At 35.2% G+C, this 23248-nt stretch carries 20 protein-coding genes and 1 other annotated feature; of the genes, 14 read left to right on the top strand and 6 right to left on the bottom strand.

All coding sequences use genetic code 11. The features are described 5' to 3' along the window. Nucleotides 1-18 precede the first annotated feature (18 nt). The 4 genes from exsE to MKO96_RS05905 are packed head-to-tail and all read right to left on the bottom strand — an operon-like array spanning nt 19 to nt 2963. Nucleotides 19-981: an exosporium protein ExsE gene (gene exsE, locus MKO96_RS05920; RefSeq protein WP_240586991.1), complete on the bottom strand. Its 963-nt coding sequence runs from the start codon at nt 979-981 to the stop codon at nt 19-21. Beyond that, on the bottom strand, nt 978-2048 hold the full coding sequence (locus MKO96_RS05915) for a hypothetical protein (protein ID WP_240586990.1): 1071 nt from the start codon (nt 2046-2048) through the stop codon (nt 978-980). The genes exsE and MKO96_RS05915 overlap by 4 nt, the downstream gene beginning before the upstream one ends. Then, the gene (locus tag MKO96_RS05910; RefSeq protein WP_240586989.1) at nt 2041-2484 is read right to left on the bottom strand and encodes a hypothetical protein; all 444 of its coding nucleotides are present in this window, start codon (nt 2482-2484) and stop codon (nt 2041-2043) included. Before MKO96_RS05910 ends, MKO96_RS05915 begins: the two co-directional genes overlap by 8 nt. After that, nucleotides 2481-2963, bottom strand: coding sequence for an RNA polymerase sigma factor (locus MKO96_RS05905; protein WP_240586988.1), 483 nt, complete (start codon nt 2961-2963; stop codon nt 2481-2483). The genes MKO96_RS05910 and MKO96_RS05905 overlap by 4 nt, the downstream gene beginning before the upstream one ends. Before the next feature lie 283 nt (nt 2964-3246). Here MKO96_RS05905 and MKO96_RS05900 point away from each other — a divergent pair, with 283 nt between their 5' ends. From MKO96_RS05900 to cls, 6 genes are all read left to right on the top strand, one after another. Next, nucleotides 3247-3885 carry a response regulator transcription factor gene (locus tag MKO96_RS05900; protein WP_087980117.1) on the top strand — a complete coding sequence of 213 codons (639 nt, stop codon included), beginning with the start codon at nt 3247-3249 and terminating at the stop codon, nt 3883-3885. Nucleotides 3886-3889: 4 nt separating this feature from the next. Next, nucleotides 3890-4990, top strand: a complete 1101-nt coding sequence (locus MKO96_RS05895) for a sensor histidine kinase (RefSeq protein WP_240586987.1) — start codon at nt 3890-3892, stop codon at nt 4988-4990. Nucleotides 4991-5126: 136 nt separating this feature from the next. Continuing rightward, nucleotides 5127-6065, top strand: a complete 939-nt coding sequence (locus tag MKO96_RS05890) for an ABC transporter ATP-binding protein (protein ID WP_240586986.1) — start codon at nt 5127-5129, stop codon at nt 6063-6065. 37 nt (nt 6066-6102) lie between these two features. Continuing rightward, nucleotides 6103-7212 carry an ABC transporter permease gene (locus MKO96_RS05885; protein WP_087980119.1) on the top strand — a complete coding sequence of 370 codons (1110 nt, stop codon included), beginning with the start codon at nt 6103-6105 and terminating at the stop codon, nt 7210-7212. Nucleotide 7213: 1 nt separating this feature from the next. Continuing rightward, nucleotides 7214-8359: an ABC transporter permease gene (locus MKO96_RS05880; RefSeq protein ID WP_240586985.1), complete on the top strand. Its 1146-nt coding sequence runs from the start codon at nt 7214-7216 to the stop codon at nt 8357-8359. A gap of 111 nt (nt 8360-8470) precedes the next feature. Next, nucleotides 8471-9682 carry a cardiolipin synthase gene (cls, locus tag MKO96_RS05875; RefSeq protein ID WP_240586984.1) on the top strand — a complete coding sequence of 404 codons (1212 nt, stop codon included), beginning with the start codon at nt 8471-8473 and terminating at the stop codon, nt 9680-9682. A 53-nt stretch (nt 9683-9735) separates the two neighbouring features. Here the strand turns inward: cls and pyrH are convergent, their stop codons facing one another. Further along, nucleotides 9736-10479, bottom strand: coding sequence for a UMP kinase (gene pyrH / locus MKO96_RS05870; protein ID WP_000806134.1), 744 nt, complete (start codon nt 10477-10479; stop codon nt 9736-9738). 376 nt (nt 10480-10855) lie between these two features. Here pyrH and MKO96_RS05865 point away from each other — a divergent pair, with 376 nt between their 5' ends. The 6 genes from MKO96_RS05865 (at nt 10856) to MKO96_RS05840 (ending at nt 21001) form a co-directional block, all read left to right on the top strand. Further along, nucleotides 10856-12127: a cation:dicarboxylate symporter family transporter gene (locus MKO96_RS05865; RefSeq protein ID WP_240586983.1), complete on the top strand. Its 1272-nt coding sequence runs from the start codon at nt 10856-10858 to the stop codon at nt 12125-12127. A 24-nt stretch (nt 12128-12151) separates the two neighbouring features. Next, a complete protein-coding gene (aspA, locus tag MKO96_RS05860) occupies nt 12152-13591 on the top strand; it encodes an aspartate ammonia-lyase (RefSeq protein ID WP_240586982.1) in 1440 nt (479 codons plus the stop codon). A 75-nt stretch (nt 13592-13666) separates the two neighbouring features. After that, nucleotides 13667-15379, top strand: coding sequence for an oxaloacetate-decarboxylating malate dehydrogenase (gene malS, locus MKO96_RS05855; protein ID WP_240586981.1), 1713 nt, complete (start codon nt 13667-13669; stop codon nt 15377-15379). 63 nt (nt 15380-15442) lie between these two features. Continuing rightward, nucleotides 15443-16741: a sensor histidine kinase gene (locus tag MKO96_RS05850; protein ID WP_240586980.1), complete on the top strand. Its 1299-nt coding sequence runs from the start codon at nt 15443-15445 to the stop codon at nt 16739-16741. A gap of 2 nt (nt 16742-16743) precedes the next feature. Next, complete coding sequence (locus MKO96_RS05845; protein ID WP_087980125.1) at nt 16744-17676, top strand: response regulator; 933 nt, start codon at nt 16744-16746, stop codon at nt 17674-17676. Between the two features lie 118 nt (nt 17677-17794). After that, nucleotides 17795-21001, top strand: coding sequence for an SNF2 helicase associated domain-containing protein (locus MKO96_RS05840; RefSeq protein WP_240586979.1), 3207 nt, complete (start codon nt 17795-17797; stop codon nt 20999-21001). Nucleotides 21002-21096: 95 nt separating this feature from the next. Here MKO96_RS05840 and MKO96_RS05835 read toward each other — a convergent pair whose 3' ends face one another. Then, on the bottom strand, nt 21097-21231 hold the full coding sequence (locus MKO96_RS05835) for a DUF3934 domain-containing protein (RefSeq protein ID WP_000047588.1): 135 nt from the start codon (nt 21229-21231) through the stop codon (nt 21097-21099). Nucleotides 21232-21637: 406 nt separating this feature from the next. Next, nucleotides 21638-21896: a binding site (T-box leader), on the top strand. 70 nt (nt 21897-21966) lie between these two features. Between MKO96_RS05835 and asnA the strand changes: the two genes are divergently transcribed. Together asnA and MKO96_RS05825 are read left to right on the top strand one after the other, a co-directional pair. Next, a complete protein-coding gene (gene asnA, locus MKO96_RS05830; protein ID WP_000284900.1) occupies nt 21967-22950 on the top strand; it encodes an aspartate--ammonia ligase in 984 nt (327 codons plus the stop codon). A 136-nt stretch (nt 22951-23086) separates the two neighbouring features. Further along, nucleotides 23087-23200 (top strand): helix-turn-helix transcriptional regulator, encoded by a 114-nt coding sequence (locus MKO96_RS05825; protein ID WP_087980128.1) that lies wholly within the window; start codon nt 23087-23089, stop codon nt 23198-23200. Nucleotides 23201-23248: the final 48 nt, after the last annotated feature.

Below are 23248 nucleotides of genomic sequence, written 5' to 3'. Positions count from 1 at the left end.
ACAATTGTGGAAGGTTTTTTATTTTTCGATAACACTCATGTTTAAATTGTAAGCTTTCTCAATGTTTAACTTGTACGTTCCGTTGCCTGTTTTAATCGAATTTTTATACCAATGTTCCTGCTTGTCTAATTCTGGATTTTCTTCAGAAGAATTATTGTCTTTTTTCGTTAAATCTTCTACTTGTTCCCAAGGTGTGTTTCCATATGCTTCTTTTTGATTTGTTACTGCTGTTAGAGATACGTTACTTTCTTTTATTAAATGAACAGATACACCTGAGCTTTCTTGTACAAACCAATTGTTTTGTAATTGACCTGGATAAAGAGAAAGATCTCGATTAGAAGCACGAATTTCTACGTGTTTCGTTTGTGGTAGTACAAGCGTCGGCTTTACGCGTGGTTCATGACCAAACATTCTTTGATGAAACGGTAACGACTTTAATGTTATATACATTGTTTCTCCAGTCGTTTGAACTGAAAGAAAATCTTCTTGTTTTAAATTGGGTTTTTCATTTCCTTTTGTCGTCATTTCGTATGTTCCAAGAAGGCTAACCTCATTTGAGTTCCTTCCGTCTATCGTTAGAGGAGGGTTGTCTGTACCTGCATCTACTACAATTTTATTGATAGATTCAGGAATGCTAAGTTTACTTTCTGGAATCGTGTTCGTTTGTCTAGTTGTATTAATGGCGTAGCGAACTTCATCGAGTAATCCAGTTGATAATAAGCAGTAAAAAGCAATTCCAACACTTCCTAAAACTCCGATAAAGAAAATACTAAAAATATCATATTTAATAAAAGATTGTTCCTTCTTAGAAAATAGAAGGTATAGTAAAATTTCAGCGCCAAGTATAATAAGTAAAACAGGCCACCATGCTGTTAATGTATCCAATACTTGAGTGCCTTTAATGACTGAAAATAATAAGAAACAACCTAATGTAATAATGGAAAGCCCCATTGAGAATGTTCCAACGCGCCATGTTCTCATTCGTTTGTACCACCTTTGTTTTCTTTGTTTCCAAGTAACAATTTAAAGCCGCCACCAATTAAAAGGAGAGCAACGATAGATGTTTGGAAATAGCGATAATATAGTTCGCTAAGATGAATATTAAATATAGTTGCAAAATAGTCATTCAAAATAGGAAGGACTGTTTGATCTAATAAATAGTAACCACCGAGTGTAATTAATCCGATACCGATCCATCTTTGATGATTGATAAAATAATCTATGATAGGTTCGTCATTAACACGTTCTTTTCCGTATTTTGCAGTTTGCTGTAAAGCGTCAAAAAAGCTATAGAACCAAATGATTGGAACTAAAAATAAAAACGCTGAAAGTCTTAATAAGTCGAGTAAATATATGGAAAGTAAAAAGGCTGCCATAAGCTGAAGGCCGCGGCGTTGTAAGCCTAAATACATATGTCCTGCTCCGGGGAACATCGCTAAAATAGAAGCGAATGTTTTATTCTTCTTTCCTTGTTCACGATGCTCTTCAAACTCTTCGAAAATAGTACGATCATCTAGTTGCTCGCCACGTTCTTTTCTCTGTAGTTGTTGAACAACATCGAAGAAATTGTAAATCCATAAAACAGGTAATGTAATAAGGAAGATAAGGAAACTTTCTTGCGATGTTAAGAGTGCAACGAATATAATCATACTTCCGATTCCTGTACAAGCTACTAAAAATGTAAGTCCACGTTGCATAAGTCCTAATTGAAAATGACCAAGTCCAGGGATGATTGATAGGAGAATGATATAAAATCGTTCGCTCTCTTTAGAGGACTCAGTAAATTCTCCGGTTGCTTGTTTTTTCGATTGATTAATAATAGTGATAACTAAATCGAGTAGGTTGATTACCCATAACACTACTAGTAAAAATAGGGAGAGAAAGGTAATCTCGCGCTCTCCTAATTGTGTCGTCCAAACTACTGCAAAGGTAAATAGAAATAAAGCTCCTCCGCTATATAAAATAAACCGTCCAAATTTCTTTAAATATAAATGCCCAAGTCCAGGAATTAGCCCTAATACAAGTGCTAAAAAGGGATTTTTATTCATGCTTTAAACCTCCGTCCTTTTTTGATGTGTCCACTGCTTTGTTTACAATTTGTTGTGAGATGGAAGACTCGTTATGTTTTGAAGATTTCTCGAAATTTGATGTAGCTGTGAAAATATACTGGAATAAACCACTTACCATAAAAATAATTGTAGCCGCAGTCGCAATTATGTAATGAATAATGGTGCGCTTTAGTGAGTTTGTTTTTATATTTTCATTAGATTGTAACGTTTCAAAATTAATTTGCATCATAACTTCGTTCGTAAATGAATCATCATTTATCATTGGAAGGTTTTCATGTTGTTCATCAATACTTTCCATATAAAGTGCTAAACAATGATCACATTCATAAAGGTGTTCTTCCATAGATTCACGTTCATTGCTTTCTATAAAATCTAAAGTATAATTGCACCAATCTTCTTTTGAATAATGCATCATAGAAACTCTTCCTCCTTCCAATGTTTTTTAATCCATTTTCTTGCCCTATACAGTTTCATTTCGACTGTTTTCACTTCGATGTTTTCCTGTAAAGAAATTTCTTGATAACTTTTTTCTTCTAAGTAATGTGCGAGAACGACGTCACGGTAATTTTCGGGAAGTTCTCTCAGTTTTTGAGCAATGAGTAATTTTTGCTCTTTCGTCAATAATAAATCCTCAACATTATGAGAGGATTTTATATTTTCCTCAGTTTCTTTACATAAGGAGAGTTCTTCATTTTCTCTAGCTTTTTTCCTCTTATAATCAATAGCGTGATTGGTGGCAATACGCGCCATCCACGTTTTTAATCCACGAAATTGATAATTAGGGAGAGAGGCGTGAATTTTTACGAATACTTCTTGTGTAACATCTTTCGCATCTTCTTCATGTCTTAAAATAGAAAAGATAACTTGAAAAATATAATGACGATATGTTTGCACAAGGATACGAAAAGCATGTTCGCTTCCTTGCTGTGCTTTTTCAATTAATTGTTTTTCCTCAATGGGTCTCTCCCTCCTTTTTGACGCATTCTATTATATAGACGTAAGAAATGATCGGTCACCCTACACATGTTGTAAAAAAAGAATAATATATTTTTAGGAAGGAAGCTATATGAAAAAAGGTGTGAAAAAATGGTAAAGAGAAGTATATAATGAGCAAGTAGGAAATGTTACGTGAAGAAAGGATGTGAATGTTAGTAGGGGAAGGTCCATACTAACAAACATGAAAATTAAAATATTAATAGCAGATGATAATTCTTTTATTAGAGAAGGCATGAAAATTATTTTAAATACATATGAAGAGTTCGAAGTTGTAGATACAGTAAATGATGGGAAAGAAGCAGTGGACTATTGCAAAAAGAACGACGTTGATATTGCGCTTCTAGATGTTCGTATGCCAAATATGAACGGGGTAGAGGCAACGAAATTTATTTGTGAAGAGACGAAAACGAAACCGCTAATTTTAACGACGTTCGATGATGATGAATATATTTTGGACGCAGTAAAAAACGGAGCGAAAGGTTATTTATTAAAAAATAATGATCCAGAGCGTATTCGTGATGCAATAAAAGGAGTATATAACGGTCAAACAGTTATGCAAGATGTAGTGCTTGATAAAATTAAGAGCAATTTAATGGAGAGCAAAGAGGACGAATGTAAAATAGATACAAGTCTTTTTACAGAAAGAGAACTTAGTATTATCGCATTAATTGCGAAAGGTTTCTCGAATAAAGAAATTTCAAAGCAACTTTTCATATCAGAAGGAACGATTGCAAATTATATTACGTCAGTTTTAGGGAAAACTGGACTTGAACATCGCACACAAATTGCGATTTATTACTTAACAGGGAAAGTTGATTAATGATATGGAATTTTGGTTAATTGTAAGTAAATTAATTGTCTTTATATATATTGTGTTTAGTTACATTTATTTAAATGTTACGAACTTACCATGGATTATACTTACTTTGCTTTTATATCTTTCTGTAAACGTGCTAATCTCTATATGTAAAAAAGATACGTACAAAAACATATTAACTTCCGTGTCAATTGGCGTAGTTATGTTGTTTACATGGAAGATTCATCCGTTTTTTATATTGTTTTTACCATTGAACTTATATGAAATTATATTTCGTTATATAGAGAAGAAATGGCAGCTCTTTATCATTATGATGATTCCTATTATCTTTACAGATGAAAGTATTCGAATGACATTTGGATTAATTGTTGCATTTTCTTTCGTCATATTAACTATGGCAGAACGGTATATATTGCGTGTATTAAAGCTTGAATCACAAAATGATAAGATGCGAAAAGATATGCAGCGGCTGACGAAAAGCTTACATGAAAATAAAGAGTACATAAAGCAATCAGAGTACACATTTAAGTTAGAAGAGAGAAATCGGTTGTCACAAGAAATTCATGATAAAATTGGCCACTCGATGACAGGGGCGCTAATTCAAATGGAAGCAGCAAAGAGATTAATGGGGATAGATAAAGAAAAATCTGCGGAGTTATTACAAAATGCAATTCATATTTCAAAAGATGGAATTGAAAGTATTCGGGTTACATTAAAAAATATGAAGCCGCCAACAGAGCAAATTGGTATTCATCGTATGAAATTATTCATAGAGGAATTTGCCGGTAAGCATGATATCAATATTCCTTTCATATATAAAGGGAATTTGGATATGATTTCACCGATTCAGTGGAAGATTATCGGTGAAAATGTTATGGAGGCACTAACGAACGCGATGAAATATGCTGATGCGACAGTCGTTTCAATCGATATTCATGTACTTAACAAGATGGTGAAAGTACAAGTGAAGGATAACGGAAAAGGTGCAGCTCTCGTTAAGAAAGGTCTCGGGCTTATGGGGATGGAGGAGCGAACAGCATCTGTAAATGGAAAAATTATTGTAGATGGGGCAAGTGGTTTTTCAGTAACAATGTTGTTACCGATATAAAGGAATGGGATGAGGAGGAATCATCTCATATGAAAAAAGTGAATATTCTCATGTGAAAAGAGTGAACTTCTGCACTGAGCAGGTTCATTTTTTTTGTTTATACTAAAAGCAGAGAAATCGAAATAGGGGTGAAATGATGAATACATTAGAAATAAAAAATTTAACGAAAAAATTTGGTGATTTCATCGCGGTAGATAATATGTCTTTATCTATTAAAGAAGGAGAAATATTTGGCTTTTTAGGATCAAATGGTGCTGGCAAGAGTACAACGATAAATATGATTGCCGGGTTGTTAAGAAGTAATGAAGGCGAAATTAGCATATTAGGAAAAAATATAAAGAAACATAATCGGTTTGCGAAGATGAATATCGGTATCGTTCCACAAGATATTGCGATTTATGAAGAGTTAACTGCCTATGAAAATGTGAAATTCTTTGCTGGACTGTACGGGTTAAGAGGAGCTGAACTAAAAGCGAGAGTAGAGGAAGCACTTCAATTTGTGGGACTTAGTGATAAACATAAAAGTTACCCGAAAAACTTTTCTGGCGGGATGAAACGAAGACTGAATATCGCTTGTGCGATTGCTCATAGACCGAAGTTAATTATTATGGATGAGCCGACAGTTGGAATTGATCCACAGTCAAGAAACTATATTCTCCAGTCGGTTCGAAAATTAAATGAAATGGGTAGCACTATTATTTACACGAGCCACTACATGGAAGAAGTAGAAGAGATTTGTACGAAAATAGCAATTGTAGATCACGGTAAAGTGATTGCAGAAGGTACGAAAGAACAGTTAAAAGCGATTATTACTGATACGAAAGACATTTGGGTTGAAGTGAAGTCAGTAGAAAATTTAGATGTAGAAAAGTTAAAAGAGATAAACGGTGTGAAATCTGTTCAAGTTGAAGAGAACGTAATCAAGGTAAATTCGGATGCAGGAGTAAATAATTTAAATAAAATTATTCAGCATTTCATTAATCATGACATTGAAATTCGTTCGTTAGAGGAGCAGGCTCCGAACTTAGAAACAGTATTCCTTACGTTGACTGGAAGAAACTTACGAGATAAATAAAAGGTAAATGAAGAAAAGGTAAAGGGGGGTTCATCAATTGAACATCTTCAATATTGCAGTTATGCATATTAAAAGAGATTTCAGGGACGTAAGAACTTTAGTTTTTATGTTAGCATTTCCGATTGTACTAATGCTTGTGTTAGGAACAGCATTAACGAATGCATTTGATAGCGATAGTCAAGCGATTAAAGATATACAAGTGCTCTACAAAGATGAAGCGAGTAGCACATTTTCTCAAACGTTCGAAGCATTTACGAAAGAAGTCGATAAATCGGGTATTCATTTTAAAAAAGCTTCTGGCAGTATAGATGGGAAAGAAGAAGTGAAGCAAAATAAATATGCTGCTTATGTAGAATTAAATAAAGATGGTGCAAAATTTTATGGAAGTGACAAAAGTAGTGTTGAGGGAAGTATTGTGGAAGGTATGCTTACAACATTTGTTGATAAGTACAATGTAGCGGCCGAAGTTGCAAAAGTAGATCCTAGTAAGGTGAGCACAGTTTTTTCAAGCGGAAATCATAATGATTATATAAAAGAAACATCTTTACAAGCTGCGAAAAAACCAGGTTCTATGGATTACTACGCGGTTGTAATGACAACGATGATTGCACTATATGCTGCGATGGGAGCGAGTTCTTTAATTCGTGGAGAACGAATACGTAAAACAGGAGATCGTCTCATTGCTGCACCTATAAGTAAGGCTGAAATATTCATTGGAAAAGTACTTGGTAGCCTAGTAGCAAATGCTCTGTGCATATTACTCGTCATGTTATTTAGTAAATTTGTTTTTCAAGCGAATTGGGGCGACCATCTTGGAATCATATTTCTTATTTTATTAACACAAATCTTTCTAGCAATTAGCTTCGGTTTAGGAATTGGATATATTACAAAAACACCGGAATCATCTAGAGCGATTATTATGGTTATTGTGCAATTAGCATCTATTTTTGGTGGTGCATATTTCGTAATAGAAGAAAATTTCGTTACGAAATTATCACCATTAACGTGGGCAAACACAGCTGTTATGAAAATTATTTATGCAAATGATGTAGGAGCAGCACTGCCGGTAATATGTTTAAATCTTGGCATTTCGGCACTCTTTTTATTAATTGCAATTATTGCATTACGTAGACGGGAGGGGCTATAGTATGAAAGATATTTTATGGCTCATACAAAAAACGTTATCTGTACTTTTGAAAAATAAAAAAGGGTTATTCATTATTATTAGTTTGCCGATAATCGGAACGCTAATCTCCTTCTCAATGTATGGGAATGTGGGGCAAGGGACGTTAAATATCGGGGTTATAAATAAAGAAAATCAATCTATAGCAAATGATACGGTGAAATTTTTAGAAGGATTAAATCATGTAAAGGTAAGTAAAATTAAAGAATCTGAAGTAGAAGATAAACTCACTTCCAAAAAACTTGATGGAGTTATTACATTAGATTCTGGTTTTTCAAAAAGTGTTCGAGAAGGGAAACCAGCTCATATTGAAATTTCATCGATTAAAGGTGATCAAGTAACAGCATTTATAACATCATATTTATATAATTATGTTGATAATATCGCTGCGATTAGTAAAGTAGCAGGAACAGATCAAAGTGCATTTGATAGTATGTACGCAGGATATCAAAAAGGTTCATTTAAAATGAAAACGGAGACGCTAGAAGATACTTCGAAAAATAAAGATATGACAAACCAAACGATGGGTTATCTTATTATGTTTATGCTATTTTCAGCAGCGAACTTATCAGGTTATATTTTAAAAGAAAAAGAAAATAGAACGTATTTTAGACTCTTATCAACGCCGATAGATGGGAAGAAATTCATATTATCTAATGTCGGGGTGAATATGATGATATTAACAGTACAAATTCTGATTACAATCTTATTCCTAACGAATGTTTTTCATATAAATATTAATATGCCTTTCATAGTGATGATTGGTGTACTCATGCTATTTGCTTTAATAGCGATTGGAATATCGTTAGTCCTTGTTGCTTTTTCGAAAAACTCAGCATCGGCAAATGCACTGCAAAATATGATCATTGTACCGACATGTTTACTTGCTGGATGCTATTTTCCGTATGACATTATGCCAAAAGCGGTACAAAAATTAGCTGATTTTCTTCCGCAGAGATGGCTATTAGACACAGTATCAAAACTACAACAGGGAATTCCGATTTCAGATTTGTATTTAAATATTTTAATCTTATTTGCCTTTGCGGTAGCATTCTTCTTAATTGCTATTTATAAGTTTGGAAGAAATAATGATGCGAGAAACTTTGTTTAATGGAAAAAGGGTGTGACGTTAAGTCGCATCCTTTTTTTGTATGGAGCATGAAATCTAAATTTGAATGACAAAATAGAAAGGTGGAAAGAAAATGAGTGGAAGGAAATCAAAATGATTAAAAAAATATTGCGAGTTACTTCTATTGTAATTACTATTTTCGTTTTTATTTTAATTTGGATGCATATTGATGTTACTTTAGGTAGGAAAATGGAAGCCGGGAAAAATATGCCGACAGAGTATACCCCTCATTATAGTGACTTTCAATTATATGTAGAAGGGAAGTCATTTTATAAACAGTTATTTACTGATATAAGAGAAGCGAAGCAATCTATTTACACGTATTTTTTTATTTTGTCGGATGATAAAAGTAGCCATACTTTTTTAAACTTATTAAAAGAGAGGGCGAAAGACGGAGTAAATGTCTATTTATCAGTGGATCGCATTAATGATTTATCATTTGAAAGAAAGATGATAAATGAATTGCGGGAAAGTGGTGTGCATTTTACATATAGTAGAAAACCTGAATTGCCATTCGGATTTTATTCACTTCACCATCGGAATCATCGCCGTATTACGACGATTGATGGAGAGATTGGCTATACGGGTGGTTTTAATATTGGGGATGAGTACTTAGGGAAAGATAAGCGGTTTGGATATTGGCGTGACTATCATGTGCGGCTTAAAGGAGAAGGCGCAAAAGATTTAGAAGAACAATTCGCTTTAGATTGGAAACGAGATACGAAAGAACATATAAAAAGAAGTACGAATAAAGCGAGTAAAGGGAATACATTACATACGATGGTTAGCTACAATGGGCATCACGTCGCTGAAACATATATCGAATTAATAAAACAAGCGAAGCATTCAATTGTCGTTACAACGCCTTATTTTATAGCGAAAAATAAAGAATTTATGAATGCTTTAATTGAAGCGCAAAAACGTGGTGTTACAGTAAAAATACTATGGTCATATAAACCAGATATTCCTCTTATTAAAGAGGCAGCGTATCCTTATATTCGTCAAGCAGTTAATAACGGGATTACGGTATATGGTTATAAAAAAGGGATGTTCCATGGGAAGTTAATGCTGATTGATAATGAACTAACTGTTATCGGCACAACGAACATAACTGCACGTAGCTTCTATATAAATGATGAGATGAATTTGTATATTCATGGTGGAACAATTGTTTCAGAAGTGAATAAGGCGTTAACAGAAGATTTTCGTGATTCGAAAGAGATGACAAAAGAGTTTTTTGAGAAGTTATCGTTTTGGGAGCGTTGTAAGGAGAAAGTGGCAGGATTAGTGGATTTTTATTTATAAAGGTTAATGGAAAAGGATGTCTTTTATAGACACCCTTTTTTAATGAGAAATAATTAGTTTTCATGCACAAGCAATGAAGCATCATCATTAATCAATGTCCCCACATGCTCCCCTAAGCAAATTCTTTTCATTACACCAGGCTCATCAAAGTTAAAGACGTGTGCTGGTAAATTGTAATCACGGGCAAGTAATAAAGCGGCTTGATCCATGACTTGAATGTTTTGCCTAACAACATCGTTATAGTTTAGTTTTCTGTACATTTTCGCTGATTTATTATGTTTTGGATCACTAGTAAAGACACCATCTACTCCTTGTTTTGCGACTAATATTGCGTCACTATTCATTTCAATGGCTCTTTGAACACTTGGATAATCTGTCGTAACGAACGGCTGCCCGTTACCGCCGCCAAAAATGACAACATAACCGTTATCTAAATGATGTACTGCTCTGAGGCGAATATAAGGCTCTGCTACTGCATTAAACGGGATGGAAGTCATAACGCGTACTTCTCTATCTGTTTTACTTGTTAAAACGCCGCGAAGCATTAAGCTGTTAATGATTGTACCTAATGTACCGATATTATCAGCTTCTACACGATCAATTCCCCATTCTTCAGCTAAATGACCTCTGAAAATGTTACCGCCGCCGATGACAATGGATACTTCGATACCTAAGTCAATAATGGATATAATTTCGTTTGCGATATGTTCTAATCGTTTGGAGTTAAAGCTATTTCCGGATTGATCAGCAAGTGCGCCGCCGCTTAATTTAATTAAGACTCTTTTGTATGGCTTCATAACAATTCCCCCTATATAGATCGCAATAAAAAAGGAACAAAGGCAAATGCCTTTGTTCCTTTTTAAGAAAATGAAAAAGAAAAGAAGAAGATAGGACGAATTTTTGTACATAATTTTTCATACCATCCACTCCTTTTCATTTCGATTTGTTGTAAGTGTATATCTTTTTGATTATACGAAACAATCTAATTACTTATCAAGTATATTTTATCTCTTTTTAATAAAAAGGTGTCAATGAAAAAGAAAAGAAAAATTTTCGAACTTTTTGTGACGAACTTGTAGGTTTTTGTATGATTTTGTAGGTTCGCTTATATGATGTGTGAGTAGCTTTTATAAATTCAAATTGAAAGCGTTCGCATGAAGGGGATGAACATAAATGAAAAAATTCGGATTGGCAACACAAATTTTTGTCGCGCTTGTTTTAGGGATTGTAGTAGGGGCAGTCTTTTATGGCAATAAAACGGCGATTTCTTATATCACACCAGTTGGGGATATATTTATTCACTTAATTAAGATGATTGTAGTACCAATTGTTATTTCAGCATTAATTGTTGCGGTAGCTGGTGTAGGAGATATGAAGAAGCTTGGGAAACTGGGCGGTAAGACAATTCTTTATTTCGAAATTATTACAACGATTGCTATTTTAATGGGATTACTTGCAGCGAATATATTCCAACCAGGTACTGGCGTAGATATGAGTAATTTACAGCAAAGTGATATTTCTTCTTATAAACAAACAGCAGATGCAACAGAGAAGAAAGGCTTTGCAGAAACGATTGTTCATATTGTACCGAAAAATATATTTGAGTCTATTACACAAGGTGACTTATTACCGATTATATTCTTCTCAGTACTATTCGGTTTAGGAGTTGCAGCAATCGGTGAAAAGGGAAAGCCTGTTTTTAACTTTTTTGAAGGTGTGCTCGAAGCGATGTTTTGGGTTACAAATCAAGTGATGAAGTTCGCACCATTTGGTGTATTCGCATTAATTGCGGTTACGGTTGCAAAATTTGGTGTAGCAACACTACTTCCTTTAGGAAAACTAGTGCTAGCTGTATACGTAACTGTTATACTATTCGTTGTGATTGTATTAGGTATTAATGCACGAATGGTTGGCGTAAACATTTTTACATTAATGAAAATTTTAAAAGAAGAACTTATTCTTTCATTTACGACAGCAAGTTCAGAAGCTGTTTTACCTAATATAATGAGAAAAATGGAAGAGTTCGGTTGTCCAAAGGCCGTTGCCTCTTTCGTAATTCCGACAGGTTATACATTTAACTTGACTGGATCGGCTATTTATCAAGCGTTAGCGGCATTGTTTGTTGCACAAATGTACGGTGTGCACATGTCACTAACGGAGCAAATAACGTTATTATTCGTTCTCATGTTAACATCTAAAGGTATGGCGGGAGTTCCGGGTGCATCATTCGTTGTTGTATTAGCAACGTTGGGATCAATGGGCTTACCGTTAGAAGGTATCGCGTTAATTGCGGGAATTGACCGCATTTTAGATATGATTCGCTCATCTGTCAATGTGTTAGGAAATGCATTAGCTGCCATTGTTATGTCGAAGTGGGAAGGCGAATTCGATAATGAGAAAGCAAAACAATATGTAGAAACAGTCAAACAAACAAAAGCAGCATAAGAAATCGTTAAGGAGTGAAAAGTCATGGCAACATTAACTGAAGTTAAAAATGGAGTACGAATTGAAAAAGATTTTTTAGGTGAAAAAGAAGTGCCAAATTACGCGTACTACGGCGTGCAAACAATGCGTGCAGTAGAGAATTTCCCAATTACAGGATACAAAGTCCATGAAGGTCTAATTAAAGCGTTAGCAATTGTAAAAAAAGCGGCAGCACTTGCTAATACAGATGTAGGAAGATTGGAATTGAAAAAGGGTGGTGCTATTGCAGAAGCATCACAAGAAATTCTTGATGGAAAATGGCATGACCATTTCATCGTTGATCCAATTCAAGGCGGTGCAGGAACTTCAATGAATATGAACGCAAATGAAGTCATTGCCAATCGTGCCCTTGAATTATTAGGAATGGAAAAGGGAGACTATCATTATATTAGTCCAAACAGTCATGTAAATATGGCGCAATCAACGAACGATGCATTCCCAACAGCGATTCATATTGCAACATTAAATGCATTAGAAGGCTTATTACAAACGATGGGTTATATGCACGATGTATTTGAATTAAAAGCAGAGCAGTTCGATCATGTTATTAAAATGGGTCGTACACATTTACAAGACGCTGTGCCAATTCGTCTTGGACAAGAATTTAAAGCGTATTCTCGCGTACTTGAACGTGATATGAAACGTATCAAGCAATCACGTCAACATCTATATGAAGTGAACATGGGAGCAACTGCAGTTGGTACAGGCTTAAATGCAGATCCAGAATATATTGAAGCAGTTGTAAAACATTTAGCTACAATTAGTGAACTGCCACTTGTTGGTGCAGAAGACTTAGTAGATGCAACGCAAAATACGGATGCATATACAGAAGTATCAGCAGCACTTAAAGTATGTATGATGAACATGTCTAAAATTGCGAACGACCTTCGTCTCATGGCATCAGGTCCACGCGTTGGCTTAGCGGAAATTATGCTACCTGCTCGTCAACCAGGTTCATCTATTATGCCAGGGAAAGTAAACCCTGTTATGCCAGAAGTAATTAATCAAATCGCGTTCCAAGTAATTGGTAACGACCATACAATTTGCCTTGCTTCAGAAGCAGGACAATTAGAACTAAACGTTATGGAGCCAGTGCTTGTTTTCAACTTACTTCAATCGATTAGCATTATGAATAACGGTTTCCGTGCCTTTACAGATAATTGCTTAAAAGGAATTGAAGCGAATGAAGATCGCTTAAAAGAGTATGTTGAGAAGAGCGTAGGAATTATTACAGCCGTGAACCCTCATATCGGTTATGAAGCAGCAGCTCGCGTTGCGAAAGAAGCAATTGCAACAGGTCAATCCGTTCGAGAACTTTGTGTGAAAAACGGTGTACTGTCACAAGAAGACTTAGAGTTAATTCTAGATCCATTCGAAATGACACACCCAGGGATTGCAGGAGCAACTCTTTTAAAGAAAAATTAAAAGAAGAGGGGGGACAATCCCCTCTTTTTTGTTTACAATATAGAAATGCTATATATGAATAGAGGTAGGGATGTTATGAGTAAGTTTACAGTAGCTTCTAATGGTTCATTAGAAACGACATTAAGAGGAGTAGAAGTATTAGCAACACCACTTTTAAATAAAGGGGTCGCTTTCACGCAAGAAGAGAGAGAAGAATTAGGTTTAAAAGGGCTTTTACCGCCAGCAGTTTTAACATTAGAAGAACAAGCGCGCCGAGCATATGAACAATTTTGTTCTCAGCCGGATGATTTATTAAAGAACGTATACTTAACAGCGTTACATGATCGGAATGAAGTGTTATTTTATCGTATATTAACAAATCATTTACGTGAAATGTTACCAATCGTATATACACCAACTGTTGGTGTAGCGATTCAAAGATATAGTCATGAATACCGTAAACCACGTGGTGTGTATTTATCAATTAACGATCCGTCAGGTATTGAAGAAGCATTTGCGAATATCGGTGCAACAGCTGAAAACATTGATTTAGTCGTTGTAACAGATGGAGAAGGCATACTTGGAATTGGTGACTGGGGTGTTGGTGGTATAAACATCGCAATCGGGAAATTAGCTGTTTATACGGCCGCAGTTGGTATCGATCCTAGCCGTGTATTACCGGTAATTTTAGATGTAGGTACAAATCGTGAGGAACTATTAAACAATCCATTTTATATTGGAAATCGTCACCCTCGTATAACTGGTGAAGCTTACGATGAATTTATTGATACATTTGTACAAGCAGTGAATAAACAATTCCCGAAAGCACTTTTACATTGGGAAGACTTTAGCTCTCGAAATGCACGAAAAATTTTAGATAAATATCGTCATGATATTTGTACATTTAATGATGATATTCAAGGTACAGGTGCAGTTTCACTGGCTGCTGTGTTATCGGCAGTGAAAGTTTCGGGTGTACCTTTAAGTGAACACCGCGTTGTTGTGTTTGGTGCTGGTACGGCTGGAATCGGTATCGCAGATCAAGTTAGAGATGCAATGGTCCGCGTTGGCGTATCAGAAGAAGAATCATATAAGCGTTTCTGGTGTATTGATCGTAACGGGTTAGTTACAGATAATATGGAAGATCTTCTTGATTTCCAAATTCCATATGCAAGAAAAGAAGCGGAAGTAAGTGAGTGGAAACAAAATGATGTGATCGGACTTGCTGAAGTTGTGAAGCATGTAAAACCGACAATTTTAATCGGTACATCAACTGTTGCAGGAGCATTCAAAAAAGAGATTATTAAAGAAATGGCTTCTCACGTAGAAAGACCAATCATTTTACCGATGTCGAATCCGACGCCACTTGCTGAAGCAAAACCAGCTGATTTAATCGAGTGGACAGAAGGAAGAGCATTAGTTGCAACGGGAAGTCCATTTGAACCAGTTACATACAACGGTGTAACGTATGTGATTGGACAATCAAATAACGCACTTATTTTCCCAGGTCTTGGTCTTGGAACAATTGTTGTACGTGCAAGCGTCATGACGGATGGAATGTTCGCAGCAGCTGCTGAAGCAGTTGCAAGCATGGTAGATACAAGTCAGCCAGGAGCACCTATTTTGCCAGAAGTTGAAGAGTTACGTAATATCTCGGAAATGGTTGCAATTGAAGTAGCTAAAGTTGCTGTTACAGAAGGTGTTGCTAGAGAGAACTTAAGTGATAACGATATCAAGATTGCAGTGAAAGAAGCAATCTGGGAGCCAGAGTATCGCCAAATAAAAGCGGTAGAAAAGGTTAGAATATAGAAATAAAGCCCGTTTATATAATAAGCGGGCTTTCACTTTTACTACTGATAAAAAGTATAGGAAGTGGCATCTTTGAATTGGAATCAGTTATGGAAGAAAGATATGTCCCTTTTAATTATATTAATGATAGTTGTTCCGATTGCTGGAGAGCTTAATTTTCATCCTTTTAACGATACGTTTCGTGTTAGCTTTGGGACACCGCTTTTCTTCTTTTTATTACTATTTTTAAGAAGAATACCAGCAGCGGCTGCAGGTATTCTTGTCGGTATATGTGTCGTTTTATTCCGTGTATGCCTTGATTGGATTATGCAAGGTTCATTTCATATGACAGAATCATTTTATTTGCGTTATCCTGTGTTCTTTTATTATTTTATTTATGGAAGTCTTTTTTCACTTTGTAGGGTGAATAAGTTTCATCAGAAACCAATCGTTATTGGGTGCCTTGGAATTACAATTGAAATTATCGCAAGTATGTCAGAACTTGCGATTTATCATATGGTAGTACTCGGTACAACAATAACAGTTTCTGAAGTGAATAAATTAATTATTATTGCTATTTTCCGTAGTTTCTTTGCACTTGGCTTTTTAAATATGATGATTTTATATGAAACGAAATTAAAAGAGTCACAAGTCCGAAAAGAAAATGAAAAAATGTTCATGCACCTTTCAAATTTATATGTAGAATCTGTTCACTTGAAAAAAACGTTACAAAATGCAGAATTGATTACACAAGAAGCATATCAACTATATCGAAATTTACAGACAGATGATGATTCCAGTAGTAAAACAGCATTGAAAATAGCAGGAGAAGTGCACGAAATAAAAAAGGATAATCAAAGGATTTTTGCAGGATTATCTAAACTGTTATTAGATAAAAATGTGGCTGAGTATGTAGAAGGACATGAGCTTACAGAAATGATCGTAAGAATAAATGAGAAATATGCTGAAATGCTAGGGAAAGATATACGTTTTTCAAAACATATAGAAGGTGAACACGCTGCATATCACGTGTATACAGTGCTATCAATCTTTAATAACTTAGTTGCAAATGCAGTGGAAGCAATTGAAGATAGAGGTCTCGTTCGTATTAAGTTATATAAACGAGATCAACATGTAATCTTTGAAGTAATTGACGATGGCCCTGGTATTGCACAAAAGTATAAGAAATTAGTATTTAAGCCCGGGTTTACTTCCAAGTATGATCAAACAGGAACACCGTCAACAGGTATTGGACTTTCTTACATACACGAAATGGTTACAGAGCTCGGCGGAGAAGTAAGGTTAGAAGACAATGAAACTGAAAAAGGGTGTAAGTTTATCGTTTGTTTACCGGAGTGCAGTTTAAAGCGGGAAGGGGAATAGGTTTGTTTTATTATATCGTAGATGATGATGAAGTTTTCCGTTCGATGCTTTCGCAAATTATTGAGGATGGCGATCTTGGGGAAGTAATTGGAGAATCGGAAGATGGAGCATTTATTGAAGCAGAACAGCTAAATTATAAAAAAGTAGATATTTTATTTATTGATTTATTAATGCCGATGAGAGACGGTATTGAAACAGTTCGTCATATAGCTTCTTCGTTTACTGGGAAAATTATTATGATTTCCCAAGTTGAATCGAAACAGCTCATCGGTGAGGCGTATACACTTGGTGTAGAATATTATATTACGAAACCACTAAACAAAATAGAAGTAGTATCTGTTGTACGAAAAGTGATGGAGCGTATTCGTTTGGAACGTTCTATATATGACATTCAAAAATCATTAAATAATGTGTTTCAGTGGGAAAAGCCGCAAATGCGTAGTGAAACAGTGCAAGAAGGAAAAAAGATATCAGATTCAGGACGCTTCTTACTAGCAGAACTCGGTATTGCGGGAGAGAACGGAAGTAAAGATTTACTTAGTATGCTGGAATATTTATACGGACAAGAAAAGGCCCAAACATTTGAATTTGGATTCCCTGCGTTAAAAGATATTTTTCACCAAATAACATTAAAAAAATTAGATCATATAGCTTCGGATGCAGATATAGATAAGGAGAGAAAAGCATCTGAACAACGTGTAAGAAGAGCGATTTATCAATCATTGAATCATTTAGCCTCCCTCGGACTAACAGACTTTTCAAATCCAAAATTTGAAAGCTATGCTCCAAAATTTTTTGATTTTACGATAGTTAGAAAACGGATGACAGAAATGACAAAGGATGAACTAGCAACTTCTGGCCATATACGAATTAATACGAAAAAATTTATTCAAGTGTTATATTTTGAGGCGAAACGATTGATGGAGATAGAGTGAAGAAGGTGCTTATAAATAAGCATCTTTTTTTGTTCAATCAATATTTTATATTTTCTCGTAGAGCATGTAAAATGTTAAGTAAGAGAAAATGGTTTTACATTAAGGAAGTGTCAAAACAATGAGTTTTACATTAAATAAATCGATTATAAAAGAAGTATGCGGAGAGACCTCATATAAAAGAGGCGAAGCTTATTATAAAGCAAATAAAGTAATCGTGAATCATTATGATGAAACGAAAGAAATTTGTGAGGCGACGGTAAAAGGGAATGAAGATTTTCATGTTACAGTAGAAAAAGCTAAAAAAGGTGATGTAGTTGCGAGATGTAGTTGCCCTTCATTAGCGTCTTTTCAAACGTACTGTCAACATGTTGCAGCCGTACTGATACAAATAAATTATAACCAGCAAACGGGCGTCATGCCCCCTGCAAGTAGTGAAAAAATGAGCGGGAATGCCGAATTAACGAGCGGAATGTTTCAGTTGTTTGCAGAAAAACCACTGAGGCCAAAAAGTAAACAACACCGTTTTGATACACGTGAAATATTAGATGTGGCGTTTATCTGTTCACCAGTAGCGACGAAAAGTGGTGGGGCCCTTCTTGGAATTCAGTTAAAACTTGCGAAAACATATTTTATAAAGCATATTAGAGAATTTCTTTCTAAAGTGGAGAAGAGAGAGACTTTTCATTGTTCTAATGAATTTACATACACACCAGATGTACATAGCTTCAGGCAGGAAACGGATGCGGTTATTCAGCAGCTTATTAAAATGTATCATAATGAAAAAATGTATGAAGATGCGTTAGAAGTACATGCGAAACAAGATGAAAGTATGATATTCATACCGCCAGCTTCGTGGAAAGATATGCTCTCTTCACTTTCTAAAGTTGCGTATGTACAGCTGAAACAACATGAGCAACTGTTTCATGGCTTACAAATTTCAAACGGTTTATTGCCATTACATTTTGAGTTTACGAAAGGAAATAATGGTGGATTCACACTTCATATAGACGGCTTAAATCGTGTTCAAGTTATGGAAATGTATAACAACGCTCTTTACGATGGGAAATTATATCATTTACCTATGGAAGATTGTATGCGACTTATTGAATTGCAAAAGATGATGAGTCGCTCAAATAGCAATCAGTTTTATATTCCTGAAAGTAAGATGGAACATTTCGTCGCGAAAGTTGTGCCAGGATTAATGAAACTTGGAACAGTACGAATTGATGAAGTAATATCAGATCGTGTTGAAACGCCGTCGCTAAAAGCAAAATTGTATTTAGATCGTGTGAAAAATCGCTTATTAGCCGGTCTGGAATTCCACTATGGAAACGTCATGATCAATCCTTTAGAAGAAGACGGACAGCCGTCTGTTTTTAATCGTGATGAGAAAAAGGAAAAAGAGATTTTAGATATGATGAGTGAAAGTGCCTTTGCGAAAACAGAAGGCGGCTATTTTATGCATAATGAAGAGGCTGAGTATAACTTTTTATATCACGTCGTTCCGTCGTTAAAAGGCTTAGTTGATATTTATGCGACGACAGCAATTAAATTACGTATTCATAAAGGGGATACAGCTCCTCTTATTAGGGTAAGAAGAAAAGAAAGAATTGATTGGTTGTCATTTCGTTTTGATATAAAAGGAATACCGGAAGCGGAAATTAAAGGTGTATTAGTGGCTCTTGAAGAGAAACGCAAATATTACCGATTAGCGAATGGTTCTTTATTATCACTAGAGAGCAAAGAGTTTAATGAAATTAATCAGTTTGTAAAAGAATCAGGTATTCGAATAGAATTTTTACACGGGGAAGAAGTGAATGTTCCGCTTATTCGGAGTGTGAAATGGATGAATGGACTTCACGAAGGTAATGTTTTAAGTTTAGATGAGTCTGTGCAAGATTTAGTTGAAAGCATTCAAAACCCAAAAAAATTAAAGTTTACAGTGCCGCAAACTTTACATGCTGTAATGAGAGAGTATCAAGTATACGGATTCGAGTGGATGAAAACACTTGCCTATTACCGTTTTGGCGGTATTTTAGCAGACGATATGGGACTTGGAAAAACGCTGCAAAGTATTGCTTTTATAGATTCTGTTTTGCCTGAAATTAGAGAAAAGAAACTACCTATATTAGTCGTTTCTCCGTCATCTCTTGTTTATAATTGGTTAAGTGAATTGAAAAAATTCGCTCCGCATATTAGAGCAGTGATTGCAGATGGAAATCAAACAGAGCGGCGAAAAATCTTAAAAGATATAGCGGAATTTGATGTCGTAATTACGTCATATCCATTACTGAGAAGAGATATAAGATCGTATGCAAGGCCATTTCATACACTATTTCTTGATGAAGCACAGGCGTTTAAAAATCCTACAACCCAAACTGCAAGAGCAGTGAAAACAATTCAAGCTGAGTATCGTTTCGGACTAACGGGAACGCCTGTCGAAAATTCATTAGAAGAGTTATGGTCTATCTTCCATGTCGTATTTCCGGAATTATTACCAGGAAGAAAAGAATTCGGTGATTTAAGGCGCGAAGATATAGCGAAGCGCATTAAACCTTTCGTATTAAGACGATTAAAAGAAGACGTATTACAGGAGCTTCCAGATAAAATAGAACACTTACAGTCATCGGAGTTATTACCAGATCAAAAGAGGCTTTATGCTGCTTATTTAGCGAAGTTAAGAGAAGAAACGTTAAAACATTTAGATAAAGATACGTTACGTAAAAATAAAATTAGAATTTTAGCTGGCTTAACGAGATTACGACAAATTTGTAATCATCCCGCTTTATTCGTTGATGATTACAAGGGGAGTTCAGCTAAATTTGAGCAACTGTTAGAGATATTAGAGGAATGTAGAAGTACTGGCAAGAGAATTTTAATCTTTTCTCAATTTACGAAGATGCTGTCTATTATTGGTCGGGAGTTAAATCGTCAAGCTGTTCCATACTTTTATTTAGACGGAAATACACCTTCGCAAGAACGTGTAGAGCTATGTGACCGGTTTAACGAAGGAGAAGGAGACCTATTTCTCATTTCTTTAAAAGCTGGTGGTACAGGTCTGAACTTAACGGGTGCCGATACGGTTATATTGTACGATTTATGGTGGAATCCTGCTGTTGAACAACAAGCAGCGGATAGAGCATATCGAATGGGGCAAAAAAATACGGTACAAGTTATTAAGTTAGTAGCCCACGGAACAATTGAGGAAAAAATGCATGAACTGCAAGAGAGTAAGAAAAATTTAATCGCTCAAGTGATTGAGCCGGGTGAAGAGAAATTATCATCAATCACGGAGGAAGAAATACGAGATATTTTAATGATTTAATATAAAAAGCTATGCTTTCACATGTATGAGAGCATAGCTTTTTTAGTGTAATAATTATAATTTGTTTTGAACAAAGTAAAGAGATAATACAGAATTTACTTTTTAGTCCCTTTACTTTTATATGGCTTGGCAGCTGCCTTTTTCTTTGCACTTGATTGCCAACGATTCCATCCTTTACTTCCTGTACCTTGTCCTACACCTTTTTTCGGTTTTGCTTTCGTTTTACTCATATGATCACTCCGTTATATAAAAATCTTATTTGATAATAGTCAATGATTTAGAACATACTCTTTATAAATGACTATGATTGCTTTAAGTAAAAATAAACTGCTTGAATGCTATAGTATAACACGAATTTGCACGTAAACTGAAAGGAATTACAAAGAAAATGAAAATAATACGAAATACTGCGGATTCTATATTTCGAACGATTACATTACTTGTTGTGTATACGTTAGTTTCGGTTAGTGAAACATTTTTTGGATTGACGAGACAGAAAAAGTAAAGATGTTAAATTAGCAACAATCAATAAAGCCGTAAAATAAAGAATTGAAAAATATTTTGAAACTTTTTGTTGACTTTCTTTATTTTTTGTATAGAATAATCATTAATAAAATGTTTCAGAGATGTGACAACAAAACGACTATGAAAGGACGAGTAGTAGTGGGACGTAGTCTAAGCGAGTCAGGGGTGGTGTGAGCCTGATACGAAGCCTATTATGAAGAACCTCCTGGAGTTGCTAACCGAAATCCTTTATAGGAAAGTAGACTTAGCCGGGAACTTCGCCGTTACAAGAAGAACAGTATCGAGATATTTCATCTCCGTATTGTATAAGTGAGCAACCTCTGTTGCTAATTTGGGTGGTACCGCGGAACCAAAGTCTTTCGTCCCAGTTTTTTGGGAAAGAAGGGCTTTTTTTGTTGGCTTCTTTTCACAACATCCAAACATTTTAGGAGGAAACCACCATGTATCAATCATTAATGACAGTAAGAGAGACTCAAATCGCAATTAAGGAAGTTAAAACATTTTTCGAGGATCAATTAGCAAAACGCCTTGAACTATTCCGCGTATCTGCACCATTATTCGTAACGAAGAAATCAGGATTAAACGATCACTTAAACGGTGTAGAACGTCCAATTGAATTTGATATGTTACATTCAGGAGAAGAATTAGAAATTGTCCATTCACTAGCGAAGTGGAAACGATTTGCATTACATGAATACGGATATGAAGCTGGTGAAGGTTTATATACAAACATGAACGCAATTCGTCGTGATGAAGAACTTGATGCAACGCATTCTATTTACGTCGACCAATGGGATTGGGAAAAAATCGTTCAAAAAGAATGGCGCACTGTAGACTACTTGCAAGAAACAGTACAAACAATTTATGGAATATTCAAAGATTTAGAAGACCACTTATTTGAAAAATATCCGTTCCTTGGAAAGTATTTACCAGAAGAGGTTGTTTTCATCACTTCCCAAGAACTAGAAGATAAATATCCAGAATTAACACCGAAAGATCGTGAACATGCAATTGCGAAAGAACACGGTGCAGTCTTCATTATCGGAATTGGTGATGCACTTCGTTCAGGTGAAAAGCATGATGGACGCGCAGCTGATTATGATGATTGGAAATTAAACGGTGACATTTTATTCTGGCACCCAGTATTACAATCTTCATTCGAATTATCATCAATGGGAATTCGTGTTGATAGTAAATCACTTGATGAGCAGTTAACGAAAACAGGTGAAGACTTCAAACGTGAGTACGATTTCCATAAAGGTATTTTAGAAGACGTACTACCATTAACAATTGGCGGTGGTATTGGACAATCAAGAATGTGCATGTACTTCTTACGAAAAGCACATATCGGTGAAGTTCAATCTTCTGTATGGCCTGACGATTTACGTGAAGCTTGCAAGAAGGAAAACATTCATCTGTTTTAATAGAAGAGAGAGGATAGCTCAAAGAGTTATTCTCTCTTTTTTATTGTGTAAACGAATGGTTTACAGTGAATTTTACCAATAGTTTCTTTCTTTTTTATCTCCTATTATGTAATAATTTGTTAAAGGAGGGGACGTTATGAGCTTAGGACAACAACTTAAAAAATTAAGAGAATCAAAAGGATTTTCACAGAAAGATGTTGCTAAAAAGATTGGTATAACGAGGCAAGCGGTGTATAAAGTGAAACTTTAATCAGTGGGCGATTTATCCTACTGATTATTAGTTGAACCAATCGGGCTT

The sequence above is a fragment of the Bacillus sp. ES1-5 genome (assembly GCF_022487605.1).
Classification (GTDB): domain Bacteria; phylum Bacillota; class Bacilli; order Bacillales; family Bacillaceae_G; genus Bacillus_A; species Bacillus_A wiedmannii.
This window is presented reverse-complemented; position numbering and strand designations above follow the sequence as displayed.